This window comes from Filimonas zeae (assembly GCF_014641615.1).
Taxonomy (GTDB): domain Bacteria; phylum Bacteroidota; class Bacteroidia; order Chitinophagales; family Chitinophagaceae; genus Filimonas; species Filimonas zeae.
On sequence record NZ_BMIB01000001.1, the window covers coordinates 1284843 to 1300373 of the forward strand.

Genomic DNA, 15531 nt, shown 5'->3' on the forward strand with positions numbered 1-15531 from the left:
GCTTTTTGTTGGGGTGTGCCTGCAAGATGTTATCTTAGCTGCTATGGTAGCTAAAACACCTCTTACTATGTACCGTATGCATTTTCGCCACCTGGCATCCCTCTTAGTAGCGCTGTTTATAACTGTTATGTTTACACAGGCTCAGGAAATCAAAGGGCTTTATAATTCTTCCGAAACCAGGGATAGCCTTGTTATATTGGCTGATACCGCTTATGTTAGAAGTAAGCCATCAACCAGCGGTGAGAAAATGGCTGCATTGGAAGCGGGGCGTAAGGTTTGGCCGGTGCAGGAGGAGGAAAGCCAGCGTATCAGTGGATTTGATGCACCCTGGGTGCGGGTGAAATTTGTAAACAGTGGCGGAGTAATAAGTGAGGGATATATCTGGAAAGGGTTAACGGCGTTTGGCAGCTATCTGCGCAATGACGTCCGTTTTTTATATGGGTTAGATCATGGGCTGGCCGGAGCAGATAAAGGTGATTTTCGTCATTACTTTGCCAAAGTAAGGGTATTGGATTTGCAGGGAAAGCCACTGGCTACTAAAATATGGCAACTCAATAGCAGCGAAGCAACCTCCTTTACCGAAGGTAAAGTGTTTGGGGCGATGGGGTTGGATAGTATTATAGCTATTGCCCGTTTCTATTTTACCGGAGAGGCTTGTGCTATACCGGATGATTACTATTATTTTGGCTGGAACGGTACTGAATTGCTTTCGTTGCCAGGGAAAACCGATATTTCTGATGCGGGTGTATTCTATCATGGAGAGCAATTATTGTTTCCTTCGGAAAAAGGCGGTTCTCCGGGTAAAATTATTAAACTGTTAGAAGATGAGGAGGTGTTAGACGAGGTGGACAAGAAAGGGGAACCGCTGACAAAGAAAACCAAATTGAAAGAAGTGTATAGCTGGGACGGCAGAAAAGCCGTTAAATTGTAGAAAAAGCGCCTGTAATAACGGGCGCTTTTTTTATGGGCGCTACTGCCCAAAGCTGTTTATGATTTGGCAGGTGGTTTGTGCTGTTTAAGCGTATCAATCTGAAAAAGTATGTCAATGATAGGTTACTATGTAATTGCCGGTATTATGTTCATTATCGGGATGATAGTGAGCGGAGCCCTCAAAAGGAAGTTTGAGGAATACAGTAAAATTGGTTTGTCAAACGGCCTTAGCGGCAGTGAAATAGCAGAGAAAATGCTGCACGATAACGGTATTTACGATGTACAGGTGGTATCTACCGATGGATTTCTGAGCGACCATTATAATCCTCAGAACAAAACGGTAAACCTGAGTAATGATGTATACCACGGCAGAAGTGTATCTGCCGCGGCAGTGGCGGCCCACGAATGCGGACACGCCGTGCAACATGCAACTGCTTATAGTATGTTGAAGTTTCGCAGCGCTATTGTTCCGTTGGTAAACATCAGTAGCAGACTTTCACAATGGATTATTCTGATTGGTCTGGGCTTTCTGGCTGGCCGTTCTAACCCCACTGTGCTTTTAATAGGTATTATTTTGTTTGCGGTTACCACACTGTTTACCATTATTACCCTGCCGGTAGAGTATGATGCCAGTAACAGGGCGCTAAAATGGCTGGAAACCCGTAATATAACCACCCGTCAGGAGCATGACAAAGCAGCAGACGCTTTAAAATGGGCTGCCAGAACTTACGTTGTGGCTGCCGTTAGTTCAGTGGCTACTTTACTCTATTATATTTTGCTTTTCGTTAACAGTAGGGATAGAGACTAAGATAATAAGGTAAATGACAGGTAAAATGCCTGTGCCGGATTCCGGCACAGGCATTTTTTTAGCTGCTGCTTATTGAAGTGCAGGTGCTGCCGGAAAATCAACCGGTATACCTGTTGAGGCAAATACATAATTGGTAAACGTTCTGGCGGTAATTAAGCCAATCAGTTCTATAAAGGCTGCCTCTGTAAAACCCGCCTCAAAAAATGCCTCTATGCGCGATTGTTCACCTTTGCCTTTGTTTTCGGCAATGGATTGCGCCAGACGTATAATTGTGTTCAGTCTGCTATCGGCTATATCTCCTTTTCTGATAGCAATGGTTTCTGCTATACTAAAGCCCCGCATTTGCGCCAGTGCGGTATGTGCTGCCAAACAGTAGTCACAAAGGTTTACCTGCGATACTACCAGGTTTATGGCTTCCCGCTCTTTAGCGGTAAACAGGTTGCTGCCGCCCAGCGTTGCTTCAAAATCCAGCATGGCTTTCAGGGCAGGTGCCGAGTAGCCGATAGTGGCATAGAGGTTAGGTATTTTGCCCAGTTTTTTCTGTACTCCGGTAAGAATGGTTTGTGATGCTCCATCTACCTGTTCTAAAGCAGGTACTGTAAAGGTTTTCATACATGTTTATATTTAAAGTTGTTAAATGATATGTTTTTATTGTTTGCAGCGGGAGAGATACAACTGAGCAGACTCGCTCATGGTAATGATAGCGCCACCCAGGATAACTACGTCTTTAATTACCAACCGCCCGCGTGCGGAGAGATAGGGAAAGCCCCATTGATGGTCTGTTAAATGCGGTACCCAGCTTTCCGGAGTGGTAATCAGGAAGGAGAGGGTGCCCAATGTCATAACAAATACAAGTATGCTGGCCACCATGCTGGCTAGTGGAGCTACCTTATACAGGGCTACCAATACTGCCAGTGTAATCAAAAAAACGCCCAGCCCGGCAGAAAAGCCATACGTATTGTTGCTGATATGCCAGGCATGGTTGGCGGGTACCAGTTCCCCCTCTTTATTCATGTGTTGTTTGTATGCTGAGGGATGGTGGTAGAAGAAAGACATAAAGGGGCTGTTGGCTACAAAAGGCACGATACCATCTGCTTCATAGGTGAAGAACTTTAAAGCACCTATCCACAGAAATACAATTACAACACCCCAGCGAACCGCTTTTTTACCCAACCGGTCCATACCGGCAATAGCTTCTATAACAGACCTTTTCATAACTGCTCTTTTGTAAGGTCAAAGCTACAGCCGCCATAAAGGCCAATCCATGGACGAAAAAGGGTATTACATGGACAAATCCGTGCGTAACTTAAGTAAGGCAATTTTTTGAAACTCTTCCGATGTATAGGGTATTGTTATCATAAATAATGTTCCTTGCGGGGCCACTTCCGGAAGAAGTGTACCATAAAACCCAAAAGAACATGAACCAAAATGTAAAATCTCTTTTTGTTGCCGGTGCTGTATTGGCAACTGCGTTGTCGTGTACTAAAAACGAATCTGATCCGGCTAATCCCATTACCTGCAAGCTGGTTTCAATGCAGATTCTTAGCCCCAATAAGTCAGAAGAGCGGATGATAACAGATAATAACGGAAACATATCGCGGGTAGAGTATTATGTCAACGGAAATTTGTACTCTTCCAGTACGCTTGTTTCTGATAATGGAAAGGTAGTAATTACCGATTCTACAGCAGCATGGGGCGATATACCTGCAAAGCAGGATGGAACAACAACCTATGTTTTAGGTAGCGATGGAAATGCTGTTTCCAGATATTTTAACGGTGGAGGTGGTGAATGGGCTGATTCTACTTACTATACCTACGACGCTGGTGGTTACCTTACCAAAATGGTTAAAAAACTTTTTAAAGCCTCTGCCAACGCCGAAAAAGAAGTAGAGCAAACCTATACGCATACTTATGTTAATACAAATGGCATATGTACGCAGGAAGATCTGGTAGCTGTGGGAGCAATAGGAAACTATCGTACCAAATCTAACCTTGAATACTACGAAACACCGGCAGGTATCAGCTACCAGGTGCCTAATATGGTTTCCAGGGCTATAGAATTTCCTTTTTTGGGTAAATCTGGCAAGGCATTGCTGAAAACAATTACGTATTTCGATGGAGATAACAACAAAGAAAGTGGAGTATACAGCTATACTTATGACTATGATGCGTCAGGAAAACCATCGAAGTGTAACATTAAAACAGTAAACGGAGGAAGCCCAGGTTTTGAGGCTACTTTAGGTTTTGGATACAACTGTAATTAAAATTTTTATCAGTACCTCCCGGATATTTTTCGGGAGGTACTATATATCTGCTACTATGGAAATACCGGTTTTATCCCGGAAGGCTTGCGGCGATACCTGCGTAAGCTTTTTAAAAAAGCGGCTGAAATAAAACTCGTCTTCAAAGTTCAACGCAAAAGCAATCTCCTTAATACTTTTCCGGGTAAGATGTAACTGCTTCTTTGCCTCCAGCACCAGCCTTTCCTGTATCATTTGCGAAGGCGTTTTCTTATAATATTTGTTACAGCGTTTGGTAAAGTTATCGGGCGATAAGGCCAGCATGGCAGCGTAATCGGCAGGCTTGTGCAGGGTAAGGTAATGGGTATCCAGCAACTGCCTGAACTGTTCCATCTTTTCATCCGTTTCCGGCCTGTCGGTATGCGCTGCAATCATTTTCTTTTTGCAGGCGCTGGATTTTGCCAGAAACAATTGCAGGTAAGAACGTAATACCATCTCCACCGGCGCTTCCTGGGCAGCTTCTTCTGCAATATCATTCAGCAGCGTTTCAAATTGCCTGGCTTCTCTTTGTGTAAGTGTTACAATAGGATCTATGTAAATATTATTAAACAATAGTCCATTACAGGCAACCTCCTGCCTGTGATATTCAATACAGTAAAAATCGCTGTGAAACTGAAGCATGGTGCCCGATAACTCCTGGCATTCATGCAGGTAAAGTACTTGCATAGGAGTAGCAAACAATAGCACGGGCGCGGTAAAAGAAAATGTGCCAAAATCTGCACAAAACGTACCTGTTCCGGTAGCTACAAAGAATACACTGTATTCTGAATACTGAACTGGTGTATGGCAGGTTGCCGGGTCAATTGGTGTAATTCCCAGCAAAAAGCCACCATCTGATGAGGTAATGACACTCAAGAAATCTCTTTTTTGTGTAAATATCCGGTAAATTTGGCTTACAACCCTTTAATGGTATTTTATGAAGATTGAAGCTGTGATTGCTGATATAAGAACGTTTTTGACACAAACCTTTTCTGCTATTGATACCTGGTTTGATAAAGAGGAAGCCATCCGGGCGTATAAACCTGTTAATGGAGGCTGGACTACTAATGAAATTCTGGAACATATAGGATTAACGAATCATTTTCTGCTGATTCTGATTGATAAAGGCACCAGCAAAGCATTACAGAACATTCACAAACTGAATCTGGCCGCTGAGTTGGAAAACTATACTTTTCATCGTGATAAGCTGGAAGAAGTGGGGAAGCACCTATCTTTTACATGGATACGGCCTGAACATATGGAGCCGACTGGTATAAAGCCTTTACAAGAGGTGCGGAGTCTTTTGAAGGCTCAGGTGGAACAATGCCTGAACAATCTGGATAAAATGAAGAATGGTGAAGGCGTACTGTATAAAACTACTATGACTGTGAATGGTCTGGGAAAGATAGATGTATACGAGTATATCTATTTTCTGGCGCAGCATGGGCAAAGGCATGTGACGCAGATGGAGAAAAATGAAACGGAATTCAGAAAATGTACGACATGATTAAAATTGAGGCTGCCTGGACTGCTGCCGATTGGCATGCAGCTTTGAATAATGATACTACCCGCAATAATGATTGTCTGATATTTTGTGAGGAGCAGGATGATCTTGTCTGGTTTGCAACCACCTATATACAGTATCTGGCAGTAATGGGTGGTAACGAAGTGATGCCCTTTTATGGACACCAGATTCATCGTTTTGCAGATTTTGTGTATCAGGCTAATCATATACTGCCGGTGGGTTATAGAATGGTGGATAACAATGTTCATGCTTTGTACGATTTGCTGCTGAACTTTGAAACAGAGCCGCCTTACCGCTATTTGTTCTGGAATAATGCGCAGCATCTGTTTCAAAAAAATAGCGCGGATTTTAGTAATGTGTTTGAGCCAATGATAGTAGCGGCTTATTGTAACAGAAATGGTATTTCTACTATTAAAGAAGATAACACACGGTACAAAGTACACCAGCGCAATTTCTTTTTTTTCCACAAAACAGAATGGGCACAACTGAGTCAGCTGTTGGAAATGGAATATTATATACCTTCCATTGACGGCCCTTTTGATAAAAAGCTGGATTTTAATATTGTTTTACTTGAACCTTATCGCCAGACAGATTAATTCAATGATCCTATGTTACGATTGCTTAACCGTTGTTCTGCAGGCTTCCTTCTTATTGCACTACTTATTTCAGGTGCCACCGCCCAGGAACTCCGCACCAACATCTCTGTTCACGATCCGGTTATGATAAAGCAGGATTCTGTGTATCATTTGTTTGCCACGGGCGTTGGCATTGCCAGCTGGTCTTCAACAGACAGGGTGCATTGGAAACAGGAAAAGCCGTTGTTTGATGCTCCTCCGCAATGGGCTGTTGATGCGGTGCCGGGTTTTAAGGGTCACATATGGGCGCCTGATATTTCTTTTTATAACGGATTATATTATCTCTATTATTCCGTGTCAGCTTTCGGAAAAAATACATCCTGTATAGGGGTGGCAACCAGCCCTACATTAAATACCGCCAGTGCCAATTATCATTGGACAGATCATGGTAAACTTATTCAGTCTGTACCTGGTAAAACTAACTGGAACGCTATCGACCCTAATCTGGTGGTGGACAAAGCAGGCACCCCCTGGCTGGCTTTCGGGTCTTTCTGGGATGGTTTGAAAATGGTAAAGCTGTCGCCCGACCGGTTAGCTGTGGCAGACAGTACAGCAGCTGTCCTCACGGTGGCTTCCAGGTTTGCTGCGCCTGTTAAAAGCACTAACCCTATTGAGGCACCTTTTGTAATACAGAAAGGAAAGTACTATTACCTCTTTGCTTCTATCGATTACTGTTGCAAGGGGCCGCAAAGTACCTACAAAATAATTGTAGGGCGTGCGGCGCGTGTAGATGGGCCTTATGTAGATAAAGAAGGAAAGCGGCTGGACCAGGGCGGTGGTACCTTACTGCTGCAGGGCAATGAAAACTGGTATGGCGTGGGGCATAACGGTATTTACAGTGAAAACGACACTGATTTTTTGGTTTTTCACGGGTATTCGGCGGCTGAAAAGGGCAGGTCTAAATTGCTTATACATCAGATTACCTGGAAAAAGGGCTGGCCTGAGATAGAACCGGGAGCCGCAAATCTGGCAGCAGAATAAAGTTACAGGCCGGGTAAGTTTTACGGAAATACTTCCGCTATAGGTACAAATCTTCTTTTCGTTATTCTTTACAGGAAACCGATAACCGGCATTCCATGAAAAGAAGAAGAACTATACTGCTGTCAGGCATTCTGTTACTGCTATTGCCTGCACCGGCCTGTCTGGCACAATCCGATTCAGCCTTACTGTTACAACACGCCAATGTAATAGATGTAACATCCGGAAATATACAGAGAGATGTAACGGTTTGTATTGAGCAGGGTAAAATTGTATCTGTAGGCGGCCGCGCCACTAAAAAGCCAAAAGCACGTGTTATAGACCTGAAAGGCGCCTATGTAATGCCCGGATTAATAGATGCCCATGTACACGTTGCCAACGGCATGGGGGTAAAGCCTGAAACCGCACTGAGCCATTTACAATACTTTCTGCAGCATGGCATTACCAGTGTGCGTGATGCGGCGGGCGATGCCAGCGTTTTGCAGCAGGTACAGAAAAAGATACGTAGCGGCGAAGCGAAAGGGGCCGATGTATACTACGCCGCTTTTATGGCGGGGCCCTGGTATTTTAACCGGGGAATGGATTTGAGAAAGGAACCCTATACTGCATGGGAACAATGCGTGCAACCTGGCGTTAACCTGGATAGTATTATGAAGGCAGCTAAGGGCTGTGGCGCTACCGGCGTAAAGCTGTACCATTCCATTGATAGCAGCTATTTGCCCGAGGTAGTAAAAGCAGCAAAAAGGCACCAATTGAAAGTATGGGGCCACGCCATGATGTATGCTGCAAGGCCCGTACAGGTGGCGCAGGCAGGGGTAGAAGTACTGTCGCATGCATATATGCTGGCCTGGATTAGCCCTGACGATAGCCTTATTGGGGTGGCTACCAGAAGAAGAAACCGCCCTATGTCTAAAGAAACGGCAGATAGCCTGCTTTCAGCAGTAGATGTTACGGCCTTCTGTAATGCCATGAAGGCTAACAACGCCATATTAGATGCCACACTGTGTATTTCTGATCAGGAAGATGATTATGCGTTCAGCCTGCTGAAGAAAGTACATGCCTGTGGGGTGAAAGTATGTGCAGGAACCGATCAGATTGTGGATTTGAAACGTCCTTTTCCCAGGTTACTGGATGAGCTTTCTTATTATGTAAACCGATGCGGGTTTACACCGCTGGAGGCGTTGCGGTCTGCCACACTGATTGCTGCAGAGGCAATAGGGCAGGAGCAGAACATAGGTACGGTTGTACCCGGTAAAAAGGCTGACCTGCTGGTGCTTTCCGGTAATCCGCTTACCGATATAGCCAATCTGAAAAAACAGGTAATGGTAATACAGGGTGGTAAACTGCAATAGCAGTTTGCCGCTAATCTGCCCAGCTGAAGTCTGGCGATTTTGGTATCTGTGTAAACAGGTCTATCAGGCTGTCTGGCGGGGTGGTAAGTTTACGCAGCTGGGTATCAATAAAGGCACCGTCAACATTAATAACGGCTGCAACGGTATCTCCATTTTTAATAATCTCATGCGTCCAGCTCCAGCGGCTGAAGTCGCGGCGCGATTTTACCAGCTGCATGCTTACTTCCACTGCATCGCCCAGGTGTACTTCCCGTTTAAAAATGGCTTCTTCTCTGAATAGTACCGGCCCCAGGTGGTGCTGCGCCATAAAAGCGGCGCCAAAACCAGCGTGGGTAAGGCAGAGAATACGGGCAGTGGCAGCCCAGTCGTAATACACATTATGGCGTACATGAAAGTTAGGATCAAGATCTGACCAGCGCACTTCAAAAGTATGTTTCAGTTTCAGTTCCATAGTTTCTGTTTTTTCGGCTGCCACATTCACCATTCATCCACAATATGGTGGCTGTTTACCTGAAGGTAAGTACTTTTAAGCATGACAGTCAGATGGATTTTAGCATGCGGCCTGCTGGCCACAGGGTGCAGTACACAGAAAGCCATGCGCGAAGAGCGTTCTGTTAGTTTTCAGATTGACAGTGCCAGTGGGGCAGATGCGAGAAAACGTTTGAATAATTTGCCCGATGCAGATTATGAACCTGGTTACTATACCACCGCAAACAAGCAAACCATTCCTTACAGGATATTGAAACCGGCCCGTCAGGCATCTGGTAAAAAATATCCACTGGTAATTACACTGCACAACTCCTCCCGTATAGGAACAGATAATCAAAAGCAACTGGAGCCACTTGCCAGAATATGGCTGGATAGGCAGGTAAGGCATAAATATCCTGCCTTTGTGCTGGCACCACAGTTTCCGGTACGCTCTGCCAACTATACAACAGATAGTGCGGGTACTATAGTGTCGGCTGTGCCTGATACTATTCTGCTACAGATAATACCGCTGATTGACAGCATAAAGCGGCAATACTCCATAGATACCAGCCGGGTGTATGTAATGGGATATTCCATGGGTGGGTCTTCGGCCCTGAGCCTGCTGGCACATACCCGCAATACTTTTGCCGCAGCAGTAGCCATTGCACCGGTAACGGAAATGGAGCGTGTTAGCGCGTTAACAAAAACGCCTGTATGGCTGATACATGGTATGGAGGATACAGAAAACCCTTTTACAGTAAGCAAGCGCTTTTTTAAGGCGGCAGGGCAGGCGGCTCCCATCCGGTTCTGGCAAATTGCCGGGGCTACCCATAATACTATTGTTGCGCCCGAACTGCTTTCCGGTAAAATACCGGCCTGGCTGTTTAAGCATACTTTACAGCAATAAGCCACCCAAACCGCAGTAAAGCCGTAAAACAGGTAAATTTTTTCAGATAAAAAACTTTTTGTACCTCTGCATTGTAACCGATTGCATTAATTTGTTTTTACGCCAAAGCCATACGATGCCTGTACAGGTTTACTGTAAAAAAAAGCTGTTGTGTATGCCTGTTAAACATAGGAGGTACTTTCTATGAAGGAGGCAGAAGAACATTATATATTGCAGCAGCTTGCCGGCGGCAGCAACGAAGCTTTTAATGAGTTGGTAGAAAGGTATTGGAACAACATTTATGCACAGGCGCTGGCCTGGCTAAAGTCTCCCCAGGCGGCACAGGATGTTACGCAGGACGTATTTACAATTGTGTGGGAAAAGAGAACACACCTTCCTGCGGTAAATAATTTCCGGTCTTATCTGTTTATTATAGCCCGTAACCAGCTGGCCACACAGTTTCGCAACAGGCTGAAGCAGGAGGTAGAGGCAGACATCAGCTATTATGAAGAGCCGGGATTACAGCCAGAGGCTATGTATGCGCAAAGGCAACTTTCTGCAGTAATAGAAGCGGGTATACGCCAGTTGCCACACCAACAGCAGAGGGCCTACCTGCTCAGCCGCGATGAAGGTTTGTCGTATGACGAAGTGGCTGAAAAAATGCAGACTTCGAAAGAAGCTACCAAAAAAAATATAGGGCGCGCGTTAAATACCCTCCGCAGCTATCTCAGGGCCAACTACGATGCTTTGTTTTGCATAGTCTGGCAGTTAACAGCTGCTGCCCTGGAAATTGTAATAAATTTTTAAAAACGGCTGTCCCCTTTTTTCTTCTTTTCACGTCTTTAATAATGGAACGTTTGCTTGGCACGGCCATATACCTACGATTATGGAATATTCGACATTCAGGCGGTTACTGAAAAAATATCTTTCAGAAAACATATCACCTGCTGAAAAGCAGGAACTGAGCCGTTTACTGGAACAGCCTGAATACAACCGGCTGCTGGAAGAAATGCTGCAGGAAGAACTGGATAGGGAGGTACATGTGGCAGCACCTGATAACGGAAGGCTTCTGGCGATTAAAGAGCATCTGCAGCAGCGTTTGCAGCAGAAGCCAGGCACTACCCGTACTTATTATATTAAATGGATTTCCATAGCTGCCATGCTGTTGTTGCTGGCGTGTACAGGCGTGTATTATGGTTGGTATTACCATAAACCTGCGCCGGTAGAAACGGCAAAAGTGCAACCGGCTAAGGGGCTGATACCCGGCGGTAACAAAGCTGTGCTAACACTGGCAGATGGCTCTGCTATTGTGCTGGATACTACAAAGGATGGCAGGCTTACTACACAAGGGGCCGTAAAAGTAATAAAACTGGCCGATGGTCAACTGGCATACCAGCAGGCAGCAGATACTGGTGCCATAGTGTATAACAGTATTGCCACACCACGTGGTGGGCAGTACCAGCTAACGCTGTCAGATGGTACACAGGTATGGCTGAATGCCTCATCGGTGCTGCGTTTTCCGGTGGCCTTCAACGGAAAGGAGCGGAGAGTGATGCTTACCGGCGAAGGGTATTTTGAAGTGGCAAAGAATGCAGCAAAACCTTTTCATGTGGAAGTAAACGCGGTGGATGTGGAAGTAAAGGGTACACATTTTAATATAAATGCCTACGAAAATGAAGGGGCTATACGCACCACGCTACTGGAAGGCAGCGTACGTGTTGCGGGGCATGCAGGTGAATGTTTACTGAAGCCGGGCCAGCAGGCGGTAGCTAAAGGCGTGCATAGTTTGCATGTTAAAAACAGCGTGGATATAGATGCGGTGGTGGCCTGGAAAAACGGAAAGTTCACCTTTAAAGGAGCAGACCTGGGCACTATTTTAAGGCAGGCTTCGCGCTGGTACGATATTGATTTTGTATATAATGATACGGTAGATGAAAAGTTTTCGGGTGATATATCCAGAACGGTAAATGCAGAACAATTGCTGAGTATACTGGAACTGACCGGTAAGGTAGGTTTTCAGATAAAAGGGAAATCGGTAACGGTTATTCCCAAATAAGTAACGGAAAGTAATATTAATTTCTATTTATAGTGGATTGCTTGTGGCACATGGTAACTGGTTGCAGTTAACCAATAGCCACCGTATTGCCTTAGGTTTTCTAAATAAACAAAAATGAAAAAACTAACGACTGCATGGCTTTTTGTACTGCTTCTCCTGGCAGTTCATGAAAAACTGAATGCACAGGGCATTACCCTGAATGAGAAAAATACACCGATAGAAAAGGTGTTTCAGACCATCACGCGGCAGAGTGGGTATTCATTCTTTTACCCGGATGGATCATTAAAAAACGTGCAGCCCGTTTCTGTGGTGGTAAAAGATGCCACGCTTGAAAACGCACTGAATGCCACTTTTGCCCAATTACCACTTTCCTGGTCTGTGGTAGACAAAACCATAGTAGTAAAAGTAAAAAGTGTGGCACCTGCTAAGGTAGCTGCAGATACTACACGTAAACCAGCAGTGGTAGTTAGCGGTTTTATTGCAGGCAAAGCCAGTGAGCCATTATCAGGTGCTGTTATTGTTGAAAAAGGCACTAAAAACCAAACCATTACCAAAGCGGATGGTTCTTTTTCATTTACCACAGCGGGTAAAGCACCCGTACTTATAGTATCTTATGTAGGCTATTTATCTAAAGATGTACGGGTAACACCAGGTACTGCCGTAAACGTAACGCTGGAAGAGGTAAACAAGAGCATGGAAGATGTGGTGGTAATCGGCTACCAGTCTGTAAAGCGTAAAGACCTTACCGGCACTGTATCATCGCTCAGTGGTTCGCAGCTGGAAAAAATTCCGGTGGCCAATGCGGCTGAGGCGTTAACCGGCCGCCTGCCGGGTGTACAGGTAACTACAGTGGATGGGCAGCCTGGTGCGGAAGTGGTAATACGGGTACGGGGCGGTGGGTCCATCACCGGCAGTAACGACCCGTTATATATTGTAGATGGCTTTCGCGTAAACAGTATTAATGACATTGCCCCCGCAGACATTGCCAGCATAGATATATTAAAAGATGCTGCTACGGCTGCTATCTATGGTGCAGCAGGTGCCAATGGCGTGGTAATTATTACTACCAAAAGCGCCAAAGGAGGTAAAACTTCTATTTCTTACAATGGCTTTATGCAGGCGCGTCAATTGCCGCGTAAGTTAAAAGTACTTTCACCGTACGAGTTTGTACTGGCGCAGTACGAGTATGCACGTATCAAAAGCCAGACGGATGTAGACAACTTCACCAAATTCTTTGGCGATTATGAAGATCTGGAATTGTATAAATACCAGAAGGGTACCGACTGGCAACAGCAACTGTATGGCAGTCCTTCCTATTCGCAGCAGAACAGTGTAAGCCTTACCGGTGGTAACGATAAAACCAAAATAGCACTCAACTTTACGCACAATAAAGATGCGGGGCTGATTGCCAGTAATAACTTTAAAAGGTATTACCTCAACTTCAAACTCAACCACGAAATATCTCCCGCGCTTAAGTTTGATATGGCTGCACGTTATACCAACACCATCATCAACGGGGCAGGTTCATCCGGCAGTTCTAACTTCCGCATAGGCGATGGTATTACCACGCGCCCGGTAAATGGTATTGCAGATATGATACTGATTGACCCCGGCGCCAGTGACGATTATGAGCAGTTTCTCAGCAACATGGTAAACCCGCTGAAGTTAACCGAGCAGGATTACAGAAAGCGCGTTGGCAGGTTGTTTACGTTTAACGCCGGATTATCGTGGAAGATTGTTCAGAATGTAACCTACCGTAACGAGGTAAGCTATGGTATGGGTTTTAACCAGAACCGCCGTTACTATGGCCCGCTTACCAGCACGTCCAGAAACGAAGGGGGCAACCTGCCTATGGGGGAGATTACCCAGAACCAGTCAGAAGATTTCCGCCTTACCAACACCCTTACCGTGCAGGCATTAAAGAGCAAAGAGCATGACCTGAACATTATGGGCGGGCAGGAAATACTGGCCCGTAACAAAGGCTTTGAAGAGTATAACCGCGCCAAATATTTCAATGCCGATATATTGCCGGAAAAGCTGTTTGCTACCATGAGCCTGGGTACGCAGGATCAGCATACCACTACAGAAATAGCGCCGGATAAAACAGCGTCCTTTTTCGGACGTGCTATTTATCAGTTTAAAGGAAAATACATATTCAATTTCACTGGTCGTTTTGATGGCTCTACGCGTTTTGCTCCGGGTAAGCAATGGGGCTGGTTCCCGGCTGCTTCTGCCGCCTGGCGTATTTCTTCGGAAGACTTTATGAAGAGCCTGCCGTTTTTTACCGATCTGAAGTTGCGGGCCAGCTATGGTACCGTGGGTAACAACAACATTGCCAGCGATCAGTGGCGCCTGTTGTTTGCCCCCAGTGTAACAAGGCCTTATGGGGCAGGGGATATACCCAACCCGTACTATACCTATGCCAGTTCTCAGTTAACCAATCCCGATGTAAAATGGGAAACCACTATTACCCGCAACATAGGTTTAGATTTTACCGTGTTTAATAAAGTAAATGGTACGATAGATATATACCATAACACTACCAAAGACCTGCTGGTACAGTCTGCCATACCGCAAACCACCGGCTTCTCCACCCAGCAGCGCAATATTGGCCAAACCTCTAACAGGGGTATTGAGCTGGCGCTGACTACTACCCTGGTATCTAAAAAAGATTTTACACTGGATTTTAATTTCAACATCGGTATTAACAAAGCACGTATTGATAAGCTGGATGGTGTGGATGAAAGGCTCTTCAACTCTAACTGGGCAGGTACCGATTTAAAAACACAGGATGATTACCGCTTGTACGTAGGCAAAACCATCGGCTTAATGTATGGCTATGTTACAGATGGCATGTACACGGTAGATGATTTTGAAAGCTATGACGCCAGCACCAGAAAATACATTTTAAAGGCAGGGGTACCCAGTGCTGATTTAGGTGGTATTGGCCTGCGCCCCGGCACGCTGAAACTGCAGGACAGAGATGGCTCCGGTTCTATTGATGCGTTTGACCGTACCGTTATAGGCAGTGCGTTGCCTAAGGCTACCGGTGGTTTTGGTTTTACTTCTACTTTTAAAGGGTTCGATCTTACTGCTTTCTTTAACTGGGTATATGGTAACGATGTATACAATACGGGTAAAATCTCTTTCAATATGCTGTACCGTACCACCTATGGTAATATGCTCAATACTGTAAATTCATCAGAAAGGTTCAGATATATTGATGCCAATGGCGAGTTGGTAACCGATTTGAAAAGGCTGGCGGCTATTAATCCCAATCCTAAAATATGGAGTCCTTTCTCCATGGGTAACGCTTCTCCGTATTTCCATTCCTGGGCAGTGGAAAAAGGCAGCTTTCTGCGGCTGAACACATTATCGCTGGGGTATTCGCTTCCTGCCAAATGGATAAAAAGGGCTTATATGAGTAAGCTGAGAATATATGCTACCGTGTACAATGCCTTCCTTATTACCAGCTACAGCGGCTACGATCCGGAAGTAAGTACCACCAGAAGCAGCAACTATACCCAGCTTACGCCGGGGGTAGATTACAGTGCGTATCCTAAAAGCCGCTCTTACACAGCGGGTGTGAATGTTACCTTTTAATTCCTCAGCTT

The 15531-nt window shown here is 45.2% G+C and carries 15 protein-coding genes; 11 read left to right on the forward strand and 4 right to left on the reverse strand.

Going from position 1 to position 15531, the window contains the following annotated elements; translation table 11 throughout:
• Positions 1-127: 127 nt before the first annotated feature.
• On the forward strand, positions 128-931 hold the full coding sequence (locus IEY13_RS05040; protein ID WP_188950848.1) for an SH3 domain-containing protein: 804 nt from the start codon (positions 128-130) through the stop codon (positions 929-931).
• Positions 932-1045: 114 nt separating this feature from the next.
• Complete coding sequence (locus tag IEY13_RS05045; RefSeq protein ID WP_188950849.1) at positions 1046-1738, forward strand: zinc metallopeptidase; 693 nt, start codon at positions 1046-1048, stop codon at positions 1736-1738.
• A gap of 69 nt (positions 1739-1807) precedes the next feature.
• On the opposite strand, the gene IEY13_RS05050 is transcribed toward IEY13_RS05045, so the two are convergent.
• Together IEY13_RS05050 and IEY13_RS05055 are read right to left on the reverse strand one after the other, a co-directional pair.
• Entirely contained in the window at positions 1808-2350 is a 543-nt protein-coding gene (locus IEY13_RS05050; protein WP_188950850.1) for a carboxymuconolactone decarboxylase family protein, read from the reverse strand.
• Between the two features lie 36 nt (positions 2351-2386).
• Positions 2387-2953 carry a DUF417 family protein gene (locus IEY13_RS05055; protein ID WP_188950851.1) on the reverse strand — a complete coding sequence of 189 codons (567 nt, stop codon included), beginning with the start codon at positions 2951-2953 and terminating at the stop codon, positions 2387-2389.
• A 203-nt stretch (positions 2954-3156) separates the two neighbouring features.
• On the opposite strand from IEY13_RS05055, the gene IEY13_RS05060 reads away from it, so the two are divergent.
• The gene (locus IEY13_RS05060) at positions 3157-4002 is read left to right on the forward strand and encodes a hypothetical protein (RefSeq protein ID WP_188950852.1); all 846 of its coding nucleotides are present in this window, start codon (positions 3157-3159) and stop codon (positions 4000-4002) included.
• Between the two features lie 39 nt (positions 4003-4041).
• Here the strand turns inward: IEY13_RS05060 and IEY13_RS05065 are convergent, their stop codons facing one another.
• Positions 4042-4893, reverse strand: coding sequence for a helix-turn-helix domain-containing protein (locus IEY13_RS05065; RefSeq protein ID WP_229687734.1), 852 nt, complete (start codon positions 4891-4893; stop codon positions 4042-4044).
• A 61-nt stretch (positions 4894-4954) separates the two neighbouring features.
• Between IEY13_RS05065 and IEY13_RS05070 the strand changes: the two genes are divergently transcribed.
• The 4 genes from IEY13_RS05070 to IEY13_RS05085 all read left to right on the forward strand — a co-directional run bounded on the left by IEY13_RS05070 (position 4955) and on the right by IEY13_RS05085 (position 8507).
• On the forward strand, positions 4955-5524 hold the full coding sequence (locus IEY13_RS05070; RefSeq protein ID WP_188950853.1) for a DinB family protein: 570 nt from the start codon (positions 4955-4957) through the stop codon (positions 5522-5524).
• On the forward strand, positions 5521-6138 hold the full coding sequence (locus IEY13_RS05075) for a hypothetical protein (protein WP_188950854.1): 618 nt from the start codon (positions 5521-5523) through the stop codon (positions 6136-6138). The genes IEY13_RS05070 and IEY13_RS05075 overlap by 4 nt, the downstream gene beginning before the upstream one ends.
• A 12-nt stretch (positions 6139-6150) precedes the next feature.
• Positions 6151-7158, forward strand: coding sequence for a family 43 glycosylhydrolase (locus IEY13_RS05080; protein WP_188950855.1), 1008 nt, complete (start codon positions 6151-6153; stop codon positions 7156-7158).
• Between the two features lie 95 nt (positions 7159-7253).
• A complete protein-coding gene (locus tag IEY13_RS05085; RefSeq protein ID WP_188950856.1) occupies positions 7254-8507 on the forward strand; it encodes an amidohydrolase family protein in 1254 nt (417 codons plus the stop codon).
• Positions 8508-8517: 10 nt separating this feature from the next.
• Here IEY13_RS05085 and IEY13_RS05090 read toward each other — a convergent pair whose 3' ends face one another.
• Positions 8518-8958, reverse strand: a complete 441-nt coding sequence (locus IEY13_RS05090; RefSeq protein ID WP_188950857.1) for an acyl-CoA thioesterase — start codon at positions 8956-8958, stop codon at positions 8518-8520.
• 81 nt (positions 8959-9039) lie between these two features.
• Here IEY13_RS05090 and IEY13_RS05095 point away from each other — a divergent pair, with 81 nt between their 5' ends.
• From IEY13_RS05095 to IEY13_RS05110, 4 genes are all read left to right on the forward strand, one after another.
• A complete protein-coding gene (locus tag IEY13_RS05095; RefSeq protein WP_188950858.1) occupies positions 9040-9882 on the forward strand; it encodes a carboxylesterase family protein in 843 nt (280 codons plus the stop codon).
• 183 nt (positions 9883-10065) lie between these two features.
• Positions 10066-10668 carry an RNA polymerase sigma factor gene (locus IEY13_RS05100; RefSeq protein ID WP_188950859.1) on the forward strand — a complete coding sequence of 201 codons (603 nt, stop codon included), beginning with the start codon at positions 10066-10068 and terminating at the stop codon, positions 10666-10668.
• 79 nt (positions 10669-10747) lie between these two features.
• On the forward strand, positions 10748-11917 hold the full coding sequence (locus IEY13_RS05105; RefSeq protein ID WP_188950860.1) for a FecR family protein: 1170 nt from the start codon (positions 10748-10750) through the stop codon (positions 11915-11917).
• A gap of 114 nt (positions 11918-12031) precedes the next feature.
• Positions 12032-15520: a TonB-dependent receptor gene (locus IEY13_RS05110; protein ID WP_188950861.1), complete on the forward strand. Its 3489-nt coding sequence runs from the start codon at positions 12032-12034 to the stop codon at positions 15518-15520.
• Positions 15521-15531: the final 11 nt, after the last annotated feature.

Bases quoted from the DNA above. Each gene is read 5' to 3' on its own strand.
- IEY13_RS05040 (WP_188950848.1), top strand. From the start codon at position 128: ATGTTTACACAGGCTCAGGAAATCAAAGGGCTTTATAATTCTTCCGAA.
- IEY13_RS05045 (WP_188950849.1), top strand. From the start codon at position 1,046: ATGATAGGTTACTATGTAATTGCCGGTATTATGTTCATTATCGGGATG.
- IEY13_RS05050 (WP_188950850.1), bottom strand. From the start codon at position 2,350: ATGAAAACCTTTACAGTACCTGCTTTAGAACAGGTAGATGGAGCATCA.
- IEY13_RS05055 (WP_188950851.1), bottom strand. From the start codon at position 2,953: ATGAAAAGGTCTGTTATAGAAGCTATTGCCGGTATGGACCGGTTGGGT.
- IEY13_RS05060 (WP_188950852.1), top strand. From the start codon at position 3,157: ATGAACCAAAATGTAAAATCTCTTTTTGTTGCCGGTGCTGTATTGGCA.
- IEY13_RS05070 (WP_188950853.1), top strand. From the start codon at position 4,955: ATGAAGATTGAAGCTGTGATTGCTGATATAAGAACGTTTTTGACACAA.
- IEY13_RS05075 (WP_188950854.1), top strand. From the start codon at position 5,521: ATGATTAAAATTGAGGCTGCCTGGACTGCTGCCGATTGGCATGCAGCT.
- IEY13_RS05080 (WP_188950855.1), top strand. From the start codon at position 6,151: ATGTTACGATTGCTTAACCGTTGTTCTGCAGGCTTCCTTCTTATTGCA.
- IEY13_RS05085 (WP_188950856.1), top strand. From the start codon at position 7,254: ATGAAAAGAAGAAGAACTATACTGCTGTCAGGCATTCTGTTACTGCTA.
- IEY13_RS05090 (WP_188950857.1), bottom strand. From the start codon at position 8,958: ATGGAACTGAAACTGAAACATACTTTTGAAGTGCGCTGGTCAGATCTT.
- IEY13_RS05095 (WP_188950858.1), top strand. From the start codon at position 9,040: ATGACAGTCAGATGGATTTTAGCATGCGGCCTGCTGGCCACAGGGTGC.
- IEY13_RS05100 (WP_188950859.1), top strand. From the start codon at position 10,066: ATGAAGGAGGCAGAAGAACATTATATATTGCAGCAGCTTGCCGGCGGC.
- IEY13_RS05105 (WP_188950860.1), top strand. From the start codon at position 10,748: ATGGAATATTCGACATTCAGGCGGTTACTGAAAAAATATCTTTCAGAA.
- IEY13_RS05110 (WP_188950861.1), top strand. From the start codon at position 12,032: ATGAAAAAACTAACGACTGCATGGCTTTTTGTACTGCTTCTCCTGGCA.